Below are 16,961 nucleotides of genomic sequence, written 5' to 3'. Positions count from 1 at the left end.
ATCGATGTGCACCATTCCTTCGCCACAACTCGCCGAACCGAAGGTTCATACTCTGTTGAAGGCCTACGGTCACGTCCGGAAACTGAGGTCATATGGTGGAAGAGAAAGAACTGGCGGCGAAGATCCGCGAACTACTCAGTGCCCGATCGGCCGAGTCGAGCATCTGCCCCTCCGACGTGGCCCGCGCAGCGGCACCCGACAATTGGCGGCCGCTGATGGAACCTGTCCGAGAGGCTGCCCGCCACATGGTGGCCGAGGGCGAAGTACAGATCACCCAAGGCGGCGAAGTCGTCGACCCGGAATCCGTACGAGGTCCGATCAGGATTCGGTGGGCTCGTTGATCAACCGCGTGACTTCTGGCGGCACTGCTCTCGCAGCGTGAATCAGCGGAAACGGTCCAGATGCTCACACAGGAACGCATCCAGGCTTCGTGGCTCACGCCCCAGGACACGTGCCACCGTGTCGGTGGGTGACTCCGGGCGCGAGACGGCAAGTTGCTGGATCTCCAGGATGTGCTCGGCCAGCCACGGAGGCATGTGGGCATGATCGACGAGGTTTTGCCGCAGTTCGTGCGGTGGCAGGTCGATATATTGAACGGGGCGATCGAGCATGCGGGTCAGAGAATCGGCGATGCCGCCGTAGCCGACTGCCTCGCTGCCCGTCAGGACGTAGGTACCGCCGGCGAGGTCGGCGCGTGTGAGCACGGCCGCGGCGACGTCACCGATGTCTCGGCAGTCGATCCAGTTGCACGGCGCGTCCCGCATCGCGCCCAGAATCACCCCTTGCGCAGCCACCGCCGGAGCCAGGAGCAACAGATTCTGCATGAACGCATAGGGGCGGAGCAGAGTGTGGCGGATCCCGGATGCACGCAGGTGTTCGCCGACGGCATGGTGGCCGCGGGAGAGAGCGATGGGGGAGTCGGCCGCGGCGGCGGGGTCGGAGATCTTGACGATGTGTTCGACGCCGCTCTCGGCGGCTATGTCGATCACACGCGTCTCGAGCTCGACCTGTTCGAGGCCGTTGGCCATGGCAAGGAAAAGTTGTTCGGCCCCTTTGAAAGCCGTGCGTAGCGAAGTTGGGTCTACGGCATCGGCCGGCACTACTTCGACCAAATCGTCGGCCAAATCGCCGAGGTGGGCGCGCAGCCTGTCCGGGTCGCGGGACAGCGCTCGGCTCGGCACACCCGAGGATGCGAGACTGCGTAGCAACGCGCCGCCTGTGGTTCCGGACGCTCCCATGATGACGATCATCGTGTTCCTTTCGGTCTTCCCCGGGAAGCCGGGGATCGTTGACATGTGTTGTCGGTCAGGGATTCTGACGGCGCCATCGCCAGCTGACGATGACGGCAGCGACCGCGGCAGATATCGGTAGATCGAGTTGCAGGCGAGCAAGCCAAGCAGTGTCGACCACGCTCGTGTGAGCTGGTAGCCAACGGGAGGCGAACCACCCGACGAGACCAGCAATCACAGCGGCTCCGACGGCAAGAATTGCCGCCACCATGATGCGAGGCAGGGCCGTGGTCCACGGCCGTGACCTCCCGCGACGCTGCAGCCAGGAGCCGATCAGCAACGCCACCACTGCCGACGTGCCCGCGATGGACGTAAATGCCGCCATCGTGAGGCCCGATTGGCCGGATGCGACTCCGCCCGCACCCGCCATCAGCGCAGGGGCAAGGTAGGCGACCAGCACCTCTCTCCACAGGGTGAAAGGTCGTGCGGCGCGACAATCGGCAACCGGGTCGAGTCGATTGGAATCGGTTATCTCCCTTTTGTTTTCGCGACGGATCGGTGGGGTGAGTCCGGACATGAAGGAGACCAACTTTCCGATTATAATTAGGTGGCTAACTATTTGGGCATGGAAGGAGAAGCCTCTGTCGAGAATTGACGACGATTCGAATCGCTACGCGACGGCTTGGAATCCCAGCCGACTACTCCGCAGTGAGCGCACCGATACCGCGAACGACCCGCGAGAGCAGATCCAGAAAAACCGCACGCTCGTCGACGGTGAGCTCGTCGACCATTTCCTCGAGACGAGCAAAGTGTTCGGGCGCCATGTCACGTAAACGCTGAGCGCCACGAGCAGTCAGGACGACCACCGCACCACGCCCGTCCTCCGCGGACGGACGTCGAGCGACCAAACCCTCCTGCTCGAGCCCGTCGACCAGGCCGGTGACTGTGGCCCGCGAGACGCCGAGATCAGCCGCCAGACGTGAGGGAGATTTCTCCCCGTCGTGGTCTTCCAGATCCGCAAGCAGTCGGTAACGGCCGGTCGACAGTCCATACCTCGCGAAGTGAACCTCGGTCGCTCGACCGAGCCGCGCGCCCGCCGAGATCAGCCGCACCGCAACCAGCACCGCCTGCGGATCGGACCCGAGGCCGTAATGCTCCAACTGCCGCCGCGCCTGATCCAACGTGGGTGAGTCGTGATCGGTTCCGTCCACTGCCATGCAACTAATATGGCACCTAACTACATTCTGGTCAACCCTTCACCAGAGCGAGTGTCAACGCTGCCGAAGCCGTGCGCGAGTTGCAAGAGGTCCAGATCGGCATGACTGCGAGCCAGAACCTGTATACCCATTGGCAGCCCCTCAGAATTGAAGCCTGCAGGCAGGCTGATCACTGGAAGGGTCGCAAAGCCGGGTGTCTCAACGTGATTCGATGGCCGTGACGATCCGGATCACAGCATGAACCCACGCATCTGCCGACGTCTCCAGCTCACCGAACGAAATCGCATCGGCTACGCACTCCAAGGCTCGCGCCGTTGAATCCATACCGACCATGACTACCCCTGCTGCACAACGACGAAGCGCAGAAATAGTAGGCTCAGCCGCATTTCTCAGCCCGCGGTGAGCGATGTCCGCGAGTACGGATAGAGCTCCCTCCAGCGCACTGTCGATGGCGTCCACACCGCCCGTCGTGACTGCGCGAGTCATCGTCGCACTGCCGAGGCCTTCTTCGAGATCGGGAACGATGACGCCGAGGTCGCATGCAACAGCGAATGGTGTCATCCACAACGCACCGGCTCGGACAGTCAGCCGACCGCTCACGGCCCTCGGCCGGGCCGACATTACCCGGACCATCGCGTCGATTGCACCGGGCGCATGCGCTCGATGTACGACGCTCACCTGCGCCAGGTTGCCACGCCCATCTCCGACCCGCATTGTCCACATCTGTTCTGCAGGAGCGTAATCGGTGCTGATTACAGAATCTATTCGCATCACACCGACGCCATCGGTAGTCAGCCGGGCTCGGGCAAACGACGGCGGGCGCTCGATGAACCGGCGATGCATCTCGGCGTAATCGTCCACCACGTCAATCGATTTTTCCCACGCGTCGACGCCGAGAGGGAGAATGGAAGTACGCCCGATCCCTTTACGCCCGAGGCGGATTCTGTGGTTGGCACGGCGAACCGCTGATTCTGTGAGCACTGTCGATGAAGCCAAAGCGGCGACCGACGAACCGGCAATTCGGCGAGTCGAGATCGCATACCCGGAGAGTGCCTCGTCGGATTCACTCGACCAATCGTGACTCATGAGAAAGACTGCATCCGAATCTGGTTCGGCGAAGTAGATATCGGCGGTAGTCGAATCGCCAGTCGCCGTCACCCTCGCGCCGAGGCTGATCAGACGTGAACGACGCAGCGGAGTTTCACCGGGAGTCTCGGTCCCTAGTGCTGTCCCGGCAAGCGATGAATCGACCGATTCACCGAGTTCGACCCTCGCATGAATCTCGGCGATGATCATCGCCACTCGTGTGCGACTGTGCCCGGCATGCCGCATCGAATAGGCCTCGATCTGGTCGGTCAGTTCTATGCACGCATCGGCCAACCAGATTGCGGAACCTGCCTCAATGGTGCGGGTGTCTCTGACGGCAGTGGCGTGTTGCACCGCCGTTGTGGTGGACAGACCGTCCACGAGGATCGTCCGCGCCAAGGCCCTTGCCAGAGCACTTCGATCAGCATCTCGCACGACTGAACTCCGACCCACGTGCACATGGTCGGTTCCGGATTCGTCCGCCGCCCGAACCGCCCACACGGCAAGTGCTATCGCTTCTGCCGTCGTGTGCGCAGATGCCGAAGAATGGGCGTGACTCAGTTCGTGTGGGACCAAGAACCGGACCGTGCAATGTGGGAGTTCGACTCGCACAACAGGATCTGTACCTCGAGCTCGATGCACTGTTGCCTGGTAGCCCTGCAGCCTGGTCCGATTCGCCCGTGCCAGTACCGCCGCTCCGAGAAATGCCTCCAGCGCCTCGTCATCGAATTCCCCTGGTGTCCAGTCTATGTGATCGAAGCTCGACCCGTGATTCGCTCGATAAACGAGAACGAGACCGACACGGTGCCGGCACACCGAGCTTGCGCCACACGTGCACGACGCTTCCGAGAATGGAATGCCGGCAGGAAGACTGGTTTCGACACCGTCGCCGTACCGGACGAGGATCCGTTCGCTCGTCACCAAGAGTTCAGGCGTTTCCTCGGCGAACATACGCGCGGCTCGCTTGACGAGCCCGCGATTGGCGACCAGCGCAAGCGCATCGTCGGTGAGCGCAGCCAGATCAGGCCGGGACGTCATCGAATACAACCGGCCACGAATTCGGCCAGCCCTCCGGGAGTCATCGCACCGACGTGCACACCCAGTCGCGTCAAGCGACGGGCAATTTCACGGTCGTAATCAGGGTCACCAGCATCGTCGAGCGCAGCAAGCGCCAGGACACGCACACCATTGTCCGTGAGACCGGCAACGCTCCGGACGAACCGATCCGGTGCACTTTCGTACAGATCGGAGATGATGACAACAATCGTTCGTTGCGGCGTATCCACCAGTTGCGCGGCATAATCGACGGCCTTTGCACCGTCATTCCCGCCTCCCAATTGGACGCTCATCAAGAGCTCGACCGGGTCGAGAACCTCGGACGTGAGATCGACGACATTGGTGTCGTATGCAATGAGGTGAGTCCTCAATCCGGGGACATTCCAGAAACATGCAGCGGTGATCGCCGAGTGGATGACAGAGTCGATCATCGATCCGGACTGGTCGACCAACAGAATCAACGTCCACGTATCCGTGTGCCGACGAGTTCGCGAAGTGAACAAAGGCTTTTCGATAGCAATCTTGCGTGTTTGCGGTGACCAATGCTGCAGATTGGCGCGAACCGTTGTCTCGAAGTCGAAATTGCGCGAATTACGAAACGCTGTTCTGTGCCGGCTACGTTTGCCGTGGAAGGTCCTGCGGACGTCCACCGAGAGCCTCTCGATCAACTCGCGTACGACATTATCGACAGCCTTTTTTGCCATCGCCAGAACTCGGGGATCCATCAGGTGTTTGGTACGCAGCACTGCTTGAAGCAGAGTCACGCTGGGCTCGATACGCTGCAACGCTTCCAAATCTGTCACCACTTCGGTGATTTCGTATTTCTCCACGGCGTCGCGTTCGAGTCGATGAACTGTCTCGCGAGGAAAAAGACGATGGATGTCGTCGAGCCAGTCCACGGCCGTCACCGTCGTTTCGCCGAGCCCATTGGGGCGATACCGCCCATCCTTGCGACTCGGCGGAACCGCACCCGGGGAACCGGGCGTATCTCCGCCACCCGGGTTGTCTCCAGTCGTTACGGAGTCGGTCCCCTGCAGTCGGGAAGTTCCAGTGCGAACGCCCTGTGCGCTGCGAGCCGGGTCACGGCCGTACAGCCACTCCAACGCGTCGTCGCGGTCAGCCGCATCGCCCGTTGGATCACCGAGTACTCCGGCCGACGCATCACCCAGAATCAGCCGCCATCGTTCGATGTTCATCGCATACCGATCTGGGCAAGCGCGTCGTCCACCCGGGCGTCGAGCTGCCTTCCGACATCCAGGGAGTTCACGACTGCAGCCTCTGGTGTCGACGTTGTCAGGCGGCGCGCGATGATGTCGCGTTCACGGGGAGGGAAGAATTCGAAGGACTGCCGTAGTGCGGGAAGTGCTGTCAGGAACTCGTGTTCGGACAGTCTGCTCACGATTTCATCGACGGCGGTCAACACTGTGTCGCTGGATTCCGCGTCCAGAAAACGCTCACGTGCTACTCCGAACAGTCCGCACAACCAATCACCGAGGTGTTCTGCAGGAATCGATCGAACGGCGTCGACTGCTGCATCGGGGGGAATTCGATCCCAGGACGTTCCCAGGGCCGATCCCCTGATGTCGACCGCGGCACCATTGTCACGTGCCAGAGCGGTCAGGTCGTCGGCCGGATCAGTCGAGAGGATCTCCGTCGCATACTCCATCGCATCGGATAACGCTGCGAGAGCTGATATCCGGAGGAGATCAGCTCCACCGGTCGTGGCCCGAACTCGGTGCGCCAACGCAACGACCTGCGAGGACGCCGAATCAATTATCGCCCCGAGCAGTGTGGACCCTCGGCTCCCGAAGAGTGAATCGTGCCGCCACAGGTCCAGAGCGGCTCGAAGCAGCAGGCCTGTGCCCCCGAGATCTCCTACGCCCTTCAATGATTCGGATGCGATCGACTCGGTTCGGTCAGCCACCGAGTCGAGTCCACAAAGAACTGCATCGAACAGAATGTGTGCAAGACTTTCGACATCAGCCGCAGCCGAAGTCAGCGAAGATTCCAGGTTGGCCCCAGCTGCCTCTACCAGAGTATGGCCTTTGGCTGCAGCCTCGACCAGCACCGGGAGGCGGTCTGCGGATTCGACAATCATCCACCGTTCTGTCGACACCACTGCAGAACCACTGCCTGGACCTGCAGTTCGCTCGAATCCTGGCACTCCCAGCACACGCAACTGATGTAGTGCACGACTACGCTGACGACTACGCTCGTCGGCCAAGTCGAGTACAACAGGGCCGGGCAAGAGGTCGAACTCCTCGAGGAGCATATCGACGTGACAAACCAATCCCGGTACCGGTGAATCAGGGTGTAGCGTGCCCCGCCGATCACCTCGCATCGTGCGCATACAGGCCGAGATGACGGGGTCGGGTTCGGGCCCCAGAGGTTCCCCTGCGAGTGTCCAAGGCAGCGGCGACGCCAACGCCTCACCCACCAATGTACTTGCTGCAGCATCTAATACATCTCGTCGCGTCGGCAGCGCGTGACCACGGATAGCGGCGAGTCCGAGGATCTGCGTACGGAATCCGATGAAATCCGTTGTCGAGACGCGTTGATTCCGGGATCGCAAATCACGGACGATCGCCGCGGCTGCAACCTCCCCGGCCGATGTCGTTTTCTGCCAGAGCTTCTCGTACCACCATGGGGATTCCAGGTCGAGACGACTGTAGGAATAGGGGACCAGGTAACTGCCGATGTCGACATCAGGGCCCGCGGTCGGAACGGCGGGCCAGAATCCGTCTGTCGGTCTACCGCGAGCCAGTTCGGACATGATCGCCGGCCGATGACGCCCGCCGCAGACGACAACGACAGCACCGCTTCCGGGGCGCTCTCGAGCGGCCCGTATCCACGATGCCATGTACTGTTCGCGCTCGGATACTGTGGCGTCACCTACCCGGATCGCATCGAAGTAGTCGTCGAGGACGGCAGTCAATTCCTCGACAGTGAGCGTATCGGCGCGCGACTCGACGACGTGATCCCACATCGCGTCGACCGTGTCCAGTCCCAGTCGGGCCGCCAATACTGTTGCAGCCACACTGTACTCGTCCGGCGGCCCGTCGAAAGCGGGGTGCCAGACGGGAAGATCGATCAACCGAACCTCCGCCGACACCTTGGAGGCCGACCGAAGGGCGATCCATTCTGGAGACCAATCGGTGAAGGCAGCCCATGTCACGCGCGTGTGCGCTCCTCGTCGCACGTGGGAGTGCAGCGCGATCGGCAACTTGTGATCGAGTCTCAGTTCATCGATTCGATCGGTGAAGTCTGCGGGTCCCTCGATCAAGACATGCGTCGGCTGCAGGCGCTCAATGGTCTCCGCCACGATCCGAGCACACGCAGGGCTGTGGTGCCGAATCCCGATCACCACGACGTCGCGACCAGCGTCCACCACAGCGACGCTCACGGTCCGGTCAGACGTGCGTGCGCCCGGCGTAGCTCTTGCCATGCCGCACTCGTCCGCTGCGACCCTACTTTCTCGACGTAGCGGCGCAACCGGGCAGCATCCTCACTGTTGTCTTTCGTCGCCGTACCGGCCAGGGACTCGGCGAGGTCGGTGACGGTACCGGCGTCTCCTCGCAAGAACCACCCACGAATACCGGTGGCATGCGCAAGGGACACCGCTTCAGCCGTGCTCATCACCGATGACAGTCGCTCGACCGGCGATCCGTTCGCGGTGAATCCTGTACGTAGGTCACGAAACAGCGTGACCAACAACTCGGACACTGCCGGATCTTGTTCTGCAGCTACACCGGAAGCACGCAGCAAGGCCGCCGATTCTGTTCGCACGAGTTCGACTTCGGTGTCGAAATCGGCGATCGGGTGCACGGTCTCGAAGTTGAAGCGCCGTTTGAGTGCGGCGCTCATCTCGTTGACGCCACGGTCGCGGGTGTTTGCGGTGGCGATCACATTGAAACCCTCACGGGCATAGACCATTGCGTCGTCTCCGGAAAGTTCCGGGACTGCCAGCACCCGTTCGGACAGCAACGACAACAGAGTGTCCTGCACTTCGAGCGGACACCGCGTGACCTCCTCGAACCGCACGACGCGTCCCTCGGCCATTCCACGCATCATCGGCGCTGGAACCATCGATCGAGTCGAGGGGCCTTCCGCGACGAGCAGTGCATAGTTCCACGAATACCGGATCTGATCCTCGATCGTGGCGGCACCGCCCTGGATCGTGAGGGTCGAATCCCCGCTCACGGCAGCGGCGATGAGCTCTGACAGTAGCGATTTGGCAGTACCAGGTTCTCCGACCAGCATCAATCCACGTGTCGTCGCCAAGGTGACGAGTGAGCGTTCGACGAGCGATGCGTTGCCTACGTATTTCGGCGCTATTCCCAGCTCGACGTCGCCCATGACGAACGTCCGCGCCGACGTGAGGGTTAGACGCCACCCCGGTGGTCGCGGCCCAGTGTCTTCTTCGGCCAAACGCGCAAGTTCCTCGGCAAACCGCTCCTCAGCCGGTGGGCGCTGGACTCGTGAAGTCACGAGGCGAACCCTGCCAAGTCTGCGATGAGTTCGGAGACCGTCGCACGATCGACATCGTTCAAAGTCCCCCCACGGAGTTCCACCGAAACGAGCTTCTGATCGGGGTACCCGTTGTAAGGGTCTCCCGTCCCCATCCCGGGCTCCAACCCCAACAGAACAGACACGTCATCGCTGAGCTGGTACAGCAGGCCTTGTCCCCAGGAAGCTGGGTTCTCCCACACCGGTTCCCATCCTCTGTACGTCAACCGCAGTGCCTGACTGGGGCTGGCGGTTACTCCGGTGAATCGACTCAGTCCACTCCCGTCGACGTCATCGGGTAGCGGATCGTGGACAGCACGACCCAACTGTGGGAAAGACTGCAAGATTTCGTAGTCGGCGAACACGTCGGACCACGCGCCCACCGTATCGGGTATGTGCGCGGGGTGTACTAGCCCGATACGGCCCTCAGGTAGCTCGACGGTCTGGTCGTCGATGTCGGCCAAGGTACTGTCCTCCGCGACCCGGAACACGACTGTAGGCAGACCGCTGTCATCGAACGATGCCCACAGCAGTCGCCGTGCAACGTGAATCAGCAGCGGATGGCCGAGCACGAAGTCGTCGAATTCTGTCCTAGTCCAGCGGCGCCCGGTAACCATCGAACGGTTCAGGCGTTTGATCTGCTCGGCAGCAACAGCTTTCGTTTCTCGCTTAAGCTCGGTGAATCGCTTCTTCGCACTCTCGGCGAGAACAACGTCGTCATTTCTGGTGGGTTTGGGCAGTCCTGACGTCTTCTTACCTCCTCCGTCGAGCACATAAGGCACGAGAGCCTCCGTGAAACCAACGGTGAACATCCGCGTCCCGTAGTCGAAGTTCATAGTGCCGTCCGGCGTCAGATCGAGATCAGGAACGATCCGGTCGGCCAGCTGTTCTCGATCGAGCCCGAGACTGTCGGCCAACTCTGCGACGCGTTGTGCCGCTCCGTTCTTCAACGACTTGAACTTCATTTTTCGGGAGATGTGATCGAGTTCTGTCAACGCGCGGGCTGACCCATGTGCAGCCAGTGCATCGAGACCGAGTTGTGCTCGTGCTGCACCATTCTCACCTGGCCACCGTCTGACGAGGGGTGCCAATCTTGCCACTGTCGAATCGTCGCCGAGCCAACCCAGCGCAAGAATCACCCAGTTGTCCTTCGACGGAGCGCCGGCACCCCACCATCGTTCGAATAGTTCCCACGCGGCCTCGGCGAGCGACGATCGGTCACAATACGCAGTTACTACATCGAGTCCGGCGTAAGGAGCGTCCGCGGTTCCGATTGCGCACATCGTCAGGATCGTCGACACCGCCGACGTCGGCAGTGCGGCTGATCGATTCTCGTTCAGAATCAGCGGAAGTGAAGAGACATCCACCCAAACCGGAGTTTTCGGTATCCGCTTGGGCAACATCTCGAGCGGGTCGAGATCGACAATGCCGGCGACTACCTGCCCGGCTTCGGGGCCGTACCGGTTCGCTCCGTCGACCACTGTCTCGCGTGAGGTTGTTCTGGCGAGCGCACGCAGGGCGGCGGCAGCATGATCACGTTGAGCACCTGCCGGACCCACTGCGTCTGGAACGAGTAGTGCCACTGCATCTTCAGCGTGTCGAACCAGCCACGCCATCGCAGGTTTGCGGAGATTCTTCCTGGTGGCGAACATCGTCGCATGCACGCGCGCGACATCGATATCGACATATGGCATCAAGTATGGCGCCGCGGCACCTGGATGAGCGCGCGTGAAGCGAAGCATCAGCGGCAGCGCATCGAGTTCGTAGCGAGCGACAACCCGAAGTGGATCCTTGAGCGAGGTTCCGGGCCAGTCCGTCAGGAACGGGCGCGCGATTTCGTCTGGGGCCAGTAGAAAAATCACCCAGGTGTTCCAGTCATGGGTCGAACGCGGTGATACATCCTGCACATACTGTTTGTAATTTTCCCACGTGGTGTAGGAGTAGTCGCTCGGAGTGTTCTTGATTTGTTCGAGTTCACCTGGAAGCCAGACTATTCGGCTGATTTCAGGAGCAACGAGATCACCGATCACCGCGACGTCGAGCGCTTTCTTTCTGTTCGACCATGGCGGCGCGACGAGAATGGGCGGAAGATCCGTGGCCTCGGGCGTCGGCGTCGACAATTCGGCGATCCTTCGCCGTGCAGGCTCGGGAAGTGTAGGCGACAGCTCGGCGGCGATGTCGGGATTCGCCCGCACGTGACGGTCCAACAGGTCGATATCCTTCTCTGCCAATATCTTCAATGCTCGACGTGGGTAATGTTGCATTGCGTGTAGGACCGCGGGCAACGCACTCTTCACGTGGCGACGTTCAACCAGAGCAGTGAACGCTTCGTCGGTGGGTATCGCCGAGAGCGCCCAGAGGATTCGGAGCAGTGTCGCCTCGTCCCTCATGTTTCCGTACTGGTTTGGTTTGTCGAACGCGTCGACCAACAGTCCGGTAAGACCTGCACCTATGCCGTCAACTACTGCGGCAACCATCGCGTCGTCCTCGAGCCAACTGCGCATTGCGTGTGAGTCGGTCACCCGTTCGAGCTGCTGTACCGTGTTCGACGAAACCGTCAGCTGAGTGTTCCAGTGATACCACCGAGCGCGCATTCCCATGATGAGTTCTTCCGACCATCCTTCCTCGGTCGGAAAGATGTACGACGCCGTCAAACGGCGGGTGCTGTTGGTGCGCATCGACGACGCCACCTCTCGGGCTGCGGCGTAGTCCTCGTCAGAGGCTGTCGCCAACAGGCCGCGCATACGGTCGAGCATGTGCTCTCGGACCACTTGCGCATCAGGTTCGTCCGTCCGCCCGAGCTGCTCGCGCAGTACATACTCAGGCATCTTGTATCCCGCAGCTGGCGACTCACCGCCGATGTTCGCCACTACAATTACCGCGTCGGGTCCCAGCTCTGACACAGGCACCGAAACATGAACGAACCGCAGGTCGGCCCATTCCAAGAGTGCTTCGACCGCGAAGACCAACCCGTGCCGTGCCGCCAACCCGTCCACGAGAACTGTCGATCGTTGCCGGTCATTATCTGCGTAGCGGCCGAGTATGCAGTACAAAGCAGCTGCACCGACAGCGGAGATCTCACCGGCTTGATACTTCCGGGCGGCGAGGGTGAGCTCGTCAGGATCAGGATCATTGACCAAATACGCTGAACTGAATTCGCCAAACTGGTCGTCGCTGTCGAATTGTCGATCGAGTTCGGCACCGGCTGCGGGATCGACAGGTGCCACGTCGGCGGCAAAACCGCCGCGCCGGGGGTACTTCATCGGCAACCACGACGCGGGCGGCACGGCAGTAGATTCGGTCGTGGTGTGGTTCACGCGTCTCCTCGAGATCCCGGCCCGGTCGGCGGGCGTAGCCAGAATGATAGCGATCCGAACGATCGGCTTGTTCGACATTCCCGAACGCGGCCCCCGACAGCGGTTGCGGTGACGTCCTCCTGCACATTGGCACAGGGCCGAATACGGGATCGACGCTACAAGCGACTGGTCGAGTATCTGCTGCTGCTGACAATCGAGCAGCCGACAGACAGGTGGACTGCCCACGTCGCACGCGGAAATAGCGGCGAGCGGCTTGGTTCCGAAGAATGCCGCAAGCTTCCTCCCTCCCGGCACTCGATTGCCCTGGGCGTTAACATCGACAGATGCTCACTCGCGTCGATCTGACGATGGACTGCACAGACCCCGACCGCTTGGCTACGTTTTGGAAGATAGCCGCTGGATACGTCGATGAGCCACCACCGCAGCCTTTTTCGACTCGCGAGGAGTGGCTTGCCACTTTCGACGACGAAGACGACGGGATGGGCGGAGCTTGGTTGCACCACCCGCTCGGAGTGGCTCCTCGACTCTGCCTTCTACAGGTTCCTGAATCCAAGGTGGCCAAGAACCGATTACATCTCGATCTCCGGGTATCCGGAGACGGAACCCCGACTCAGAAGTGGGCGACAATCCTTCGCGAGGTCGAACGGCTACTACGCGCGGGCGCATCAGAATTGGAAAGATTCGAGGGTCACCATGTGATCATGGCCGATCCCGAGGGCAACGAATTCTGCGTGGCGTGATTCACCCGCCTGCCCGAAATTCTCACGAGAAGGCACGACAATCCGGGTGATTGCCGGGATAGGGCTGGACCTTCTCGAGGGCGAGCCCTATCGCAAAGGCCGTCTGGTCGTCGTACGGTCGCGTAACTATCTGTGTGCCCGTGGGGATTCCGTTCCGAGCGAAACCGGTGGGGATTGTCAGCACCGGGCAGTTGCTCAGGATGTTGAAGGTGATGGCCGGTACGGCCTCGAGATAGAATCCCAATTCTGTTCCAGCCACGTTGATTCCGTGCCCGACGTAGTCATCGCCGGCAAGAAAGCCATCGGTCACCACTGCCGGAGTGATCAACGCGTCATAGGTGTCGAACAGGGATCCGATCGACGAATACAGTTCGGCTTCGATCGCGAGTCCGTCGAGGAAAGTCGCGTCACCACGGGTGCGGCGTGCCCATCGGGCGAATTCCTTCGCGTACTCCGTGACCTTGCCGGGGTGCGCGGACGCTTCGGCGGAGATCGATGCACCGAACACGTGATCGTAGTGAATGGCGGCCGCACGCATGATTGCAGCGCGTGACAGGTCGACTTCGATGATCTCCGCGCGTGCGCCCAGCGCAGTGAGGGTGTCCACCAACTTGGCGGTGTTGGCGGCAACGTCCGGATCAACCGGCCAGTCACCCAACGCGGGGATCACGGCGATACGCATTCCTGTCAACGAATGCGTTGCGAGGCCGGACAGCGGCGATGCCGGCACATGCGAGGCAATGTCAGGGGAGGTCGGTCCCGCGATGACCGACTGCAGTGTGAGGCAATCACTTACGGTGCGAGCCATCGGACCGCAGTGGCAGTAGCGATCGAGATTGAAGGGCGGATCGACTGGGACACGGCCATGCGGTGGCTTGAACCCGACAATTCCGTTGAACGACGACGGAGTTCGGATCGATCCTGCAACATCGGAACCGGTAGCCAAGTGCGTCATACCGGTGGCAAGTGCGACTGCCGATCCACCGGAAGACCCGCCGGAGGAGTATTTCGTGTTCCACGGATTGCGAGTGACGCCCCACAACTCGGACTGTGTGAACGCGGCCGAGGAGAATTCCGGGGCCGTCGATCGCGCGTGGACGATGGCACCGGCGTCGACGATCCGCTGCACGAAAGTCGAAGTGTGGGTGGCGATCAAGTCCTCATAGACCTTGGACCCTTGAGTCCACGGCTGGCCTTGTACCGGTTCATCCTCTTTCACCACAACGGGAACACCGGCGAACGGAAGGCTGACATCCGAACCGCGGGCATAGTGGCGTTCCGCTGACTTCGCTTGTGCCCGTGCAGTATCGAAGAAAGTGTGTCCCACTGCATTCAAGGTCGGGTTGAGCGCCTCGATACGTTCGATGGTGGACTCGAGTACCTCCACCGGAGACAGCGATTTGTCCCGGTAGCGTTCGAGCATCTCGGTCACATCCATGAAGGTTGAAACGGGAGTCTGGCGCATATCTGTGGTCCTGCCTCTATGAAGGTTTGTGTAGGCGGCTAGGCTGTCAGTTCGTGCTTTGCCGCGACGGGATTGCGGAATGTGGCGAGCAGCATTGCAAGAGTGGCGATTCCCGCGGCTATCCAGAAGACCGTTTCGGAACCAGAGTGGTCATGAATGCGTCCACCCGCGAACGCGCCGAGGGCGATGCTTGCATTGAAGACTGCAACCCACAGAGCCGCAGCGGACTCTCGGTGAACGGGAGCTGCTCGTGCGATCCATGTTTGAGTACTCACCGATACACCACCGTAGAAGAGGCCCCAAGCCGCCATGAGCAGAGCAGCTGTGATCAAGGTGGTAGCCGAGATCGGGAACAGGGCAAGGGTGATCGCTACTCCCGCGCTGAGGATGACGACCACAGTCTTCGGTGACTTGGTAGCAGACGGCCCGGCTATGAAGTTGCCGACAACGCCCAGAGCCCCGTAGATCAAGAGCATCGTGCCGATCTGCGCAGGGTGCAATCCTGCGAAGAACTCCAGCCCCGGACGCACATAGGTGTACGCCGCGAAATGAGCGGTGACGATGAGCGCGGTAATCGCGATTCCGACCCGGACTCCCGGGTTCCGAAAAGCCACCACGAGACTGCCGAGCGACAAAGCTTGATCAGCTGGCATCACGGGTAGGACAGCGAACATGGCGAGCGCGATCAGCGTCGCGGCGCAGCTGAGAGTCCAGAATGCCACGCTCCACCCGGCCGCTGCTCCGATATACGTCCCCGCAGGGACACCGAGAACTGAGGCAACCGCGATTCCGCTGAAGATGATCGTGGTCGCCAACCCGACGGATCTGGAACCCACCAACCTGGGAGCCAGGCTTGCGGCGAGTGCCCAGACTCCGCCCATGCTCACACCGAGTAGGACGCGAGCACCAGCGAGAACAGCGAAGCTTGGTGCGAGAGCCGTGAGGGCGTTCGCCGCTGCGACTACAAGCATCAGAACGATAAGCGTCGACCGACGATCGAAGCGCCGGGTCACGATGGGCACAAACGGGGCAGTGGCCGCTGCCACCAATCCGGTAATGGCCAGTGAGAGCCCGATGGTCCCTTCGCTTTCCACCAGGTCAGCACCGATCGGGGTGAGTAGCCCGACCGGCATCATCTCTGCCGCGACAACGATGAAGGTGGACGCTGCGATCAGGGCGACCGCAGCCCAGTGGTTCTCGATGGTGTGTGCGTGGGTTGAGGACGTGGGCGCGGGGCTGTTCTGCCCGGGCGCGGAATGTGGCATGTAACCAGAGAAGCTCCCGTACGCCCAAGGATCAACGGCGAATCGCTCATCCAACCATTAGCTCAATTCATCGATGAGCCATGATGGAGTGGTCGAATGAGTCGAAGGTCGGAGTGAAAATGTCGGAGCCTCCGATGCGTGAGATCGAGTGTTTCCTCGTTCTCGCTGAAGAACTGCACTTCGGTCGCACCGGCGAACGACTGTTCATCTCCCAGGGCCGAGTCAGTCAGCTGATCAGCGCGTTGGAGCGTCGTATCGGCACCAGCCTGGTGGCGCGCACCAGTCGCCGCGTGCACCTGACTGAATTCGGTGCCGATTTTCTTGCGTCGTTGGCTCCCGCGCATCGTGCGCTTGTCGGAGTAATCGAGGACGCTCAGTCAAGAGCACGCAACACGCCGACGCCGTTTCGGGTGGGTTTCCAAGGAGCAATTTACGATTCGATCGCGGCTGCTGTCTCTCGTTTCGAGATACAACATCCGCAAACATGCCTGACCATCAAAGAATTACCCCTGGGTGATCCGTTCAGTGATGTACTCGCCGGGCGAATCGATGCGGCAGTGGCCCTTCTCCCCGTAGATGAGCCGGAACTGACAACCGGGCTCGTCTTTTCTCGACAGCCCCAGACGCTCGCCGTCTCAGTCCATCACCCGTTCAGCGAACTGGGCGTGATCGACGCCGAGCAGTTGGCGCAGATCTGTCTCGTACCCATAACCGGCCCCGCCCCCGACTATTGGCAGCGTGTGAATTCCCCGAGCACGACGCCGGGCGGAGCCACGATTACCACGCAGGGTGGGGCGAGCACCGTTCAGGAAGGCCTGTCGCAGGTCGCATTCAGTCAGGTCGGCCTCATCCTCTGCGCTGCAACCGCTGCATACAGCCAGCGCTCGGACATCACATTCGTACCGATCAACGGATTACCCGAATCTGCTTTGGGTCTCGTGTGGCGTACCGATCTCGAAAGCCCACGACTTCGCGCTTTCGCGAAAGCAATCGAGGAAGCACACACCTGTCCCTCCTGACGTCGATCAGTAAGTCGCGGAAGGAGTCCGGGGCATTGAGATGCATCGTGTGTGAGATGAT

General features: G+C 61.1%; 13 protein-coding genes. 3 read left to right on the top strand and 10 right to left on the bottom strand.

What is annotated here, in order from left to right; genetic code table 11:
- The first annotated feature begins 92 nt into the window (after positions 1 to 92).
- The gene (locus ATN37_RS29895; protein ID WP_180279563.1) at positions 93 to 341 is read left to right on the top strand and encodes a DUF3253 domain-containing protein; all 249 of its coding nucleotides are present in this window, start codon (positions 93 to 95) and stop codon (positions 339 to 341) included.
- A gap of 42 nt (positions 342 to 383) precedes the next feature.
- On the opposite strand, the gene ATN37_RS29890 is transcribed toward ATN37_RS29895, so the two are convergent.
- From ATN37_RS29890 to ATN37_RS33025, 8 genes are all read right to left on the bottom strand, one after another.
- Positions 384 to 1,295 carry an NmrA family NAD(P)-binding protein gene (locus ATN37_RS29890; protein ID WP_225320194.1) on the bottom strand — a complete coding sequence of 304 codons (912 nt, stop codon included), beginning with the start codon at positions 1,293 to 1,295 and terminating at the stop codon, positions 384 to 386.
- 10 nt (positions 1,296 to 1,305) lie between these two features.
- Complete coding sequence (locus tag ATN37_RS29885; protein WP_225320195.1) at positions 1,306 to 1,689, bottom strand: hypothetical protein; 384 nt, start codon at positions 1,687 to 1,689, stop codon at positions 1,306 to 1,308.
- Between the two features lie 238 nt (positions 1,690 to 1,927).
- Positions 1,928 to 2,446 (bottom strand): MarR family winged helix-turn-helix transcriptional regulator, encoded by a 519-nt coding sequence (locus tag ATN37_RS29880; protein ID WP_003943230.1) that lies wholly within the window; start codon positions 2,444 to 2,446, stop codon positions 1,928 to 1,930.
- Between the two features lie 198 nt (positions 2,447 to 2,644).
- Positions 2,645 to 4,570 carry a hypothetical protein gene (locus ATN37_RS29875; RefSeq protein ID WP_166502838.1) on the bottom strand — a complete coding sequence of 642 codons (1,926 nt, stop codon included), beginning with the start codon at positions 4,568 to 4,570 and terminating at the stop codon, positions 2,645 to 2,647.
- Positions 4,567 to 5,784 carry a VWA domain-containing protein gene (locus ATN37_RS29870; RefSeq protein WP_218696030.1) on the bottom strand — a complete coding sequence of 406 codons (1,218 nt, stop codon included), beginning with the start codon at positions 5,782 to 5,784 and terminating at the stop codon, positions 4,567 to 4,569. The genes ATN37_RS29875 and ATN37_RS29870 overlap by 4 nt, the downstream gene beginning before the upstream one ends.
- Positions 5,781 to 8,033, bottom strand: a complete 2,253-nt coding sequence (locus tag ATN37_RS29865; protein ID WP_166502840.1) for a DUF5682 family protein — start codon at positions 8,031 to 8,033, stop codon at positions 5,781 to 5,783. Before ATN37_RS29865 ends, ATN37_RS29870 begins: the two co-directional genes overlap by 4 nt.
- On the bottom strand, positions 7,988 to 9,076 hold the full coding sequence (locus ATN37_RS29860; RefSeq protein WP_218696029.1) for an AAA family ATPase: 1,089 nt from the start codon (positions 9,074 to 9,076) through the stop codon (positions 7,988 to 7,990). Before ATN37_RS29860 ends, ATN37_RS29865 begins: the two co-directional genes overlap by 46 nt.
- Positions 9,073 to 12,411, bottom strand: a complete 3,339-nt coding sequence (locus ATN37_RS33025) for a DUF4132 domain-containing protein (protein WP_218696028.1) — start codon at positions 12,409 to 12,411, stop codon at positions 9,073 to 9,075. Before ATN37_RS33025 ends, ATN37_RS29860 begins: the two co-directional genes overlap by 4 nt.
- A gap of 323 nt (positions 12,412 to 12,734) precedes the next feature.
- On the opposite strand from ATN37_RS33025, the gene ATN37_RS29850 reads away from it, so the two are divergent.
- A complete protein-coding gene (locus ATN37_RS29850) occupies positions 12,735 to 13,151 on the top strand; it encodes a VOC family protein (RefSeq protein WP_003943122.1) in 417 nt (138 codons plus the stop codon).
- 22 nt (positions 13,152 to 13,173) lie between these two features.
- Here ATN37_RS29850 and ATN37_RS29845 read toward each other — a convergent pair whose 3' ends face one another.
- Together ATN37_RS29845 and ATN37_RS29840 are read right to left on the bottom strand one after the other, a co-directional pair.
- Positions 13,174 to 14,616, bottom strand: a complete 1,443-nt coding sequence (locus ATN37_RS29845; RefSeq protein ID WP_166502842.1) for an amidase — start codon at positions 14,614 to 14,616, stop codon at positions 13,174 to 13,176.
- Between the two features lie 38 nt (positions 14,617 to 14,654).
- Complete coding sequence (locus ATN37_RS29840; RefSeq protein ID WP_166502843.1) at positions 14,655 to 15,881, bottom strand: MFS transporter; 1,227 nt, start codon at positions 15,879 to 15,881, stop codon at positions 14,655 to 14,657.
- 119 nt (positions 15,882 to 16,000) lie between these two features.
- Here ATN37_RS29840 and ATN37_RS29835 point away from each other — a divergent pair, with 119 nt between their 5' ends.
- Entirely contained in the window at positions 16,001 to 16,900 is a 900-nt protein-coding gene (locus ATN37_RS29835; RefSeq protein WP_166502844.1) for a LysR family transcriptional regulator, read from the top strand.
- Positions 16,901 to 16,961 lie beyond the last annotated feature (61 nt).

Origin of the sequence: Rhodococcus sp. MH15 (genome assembly GCF_019266045.1) — a bacterium.
Classification (GTDB): domain Bacteria; phylum Actinomycetota; class Actinomycetes; order Mycobacteriales; family Mycobacteriaceae; genus Rhodococcus_F; species Rhodococcus_F qingshengii.
Note: the sequence above shows the minus strand (reverse complement) of the source record. Positions and strands in the feature narration are given on the sequence as shown.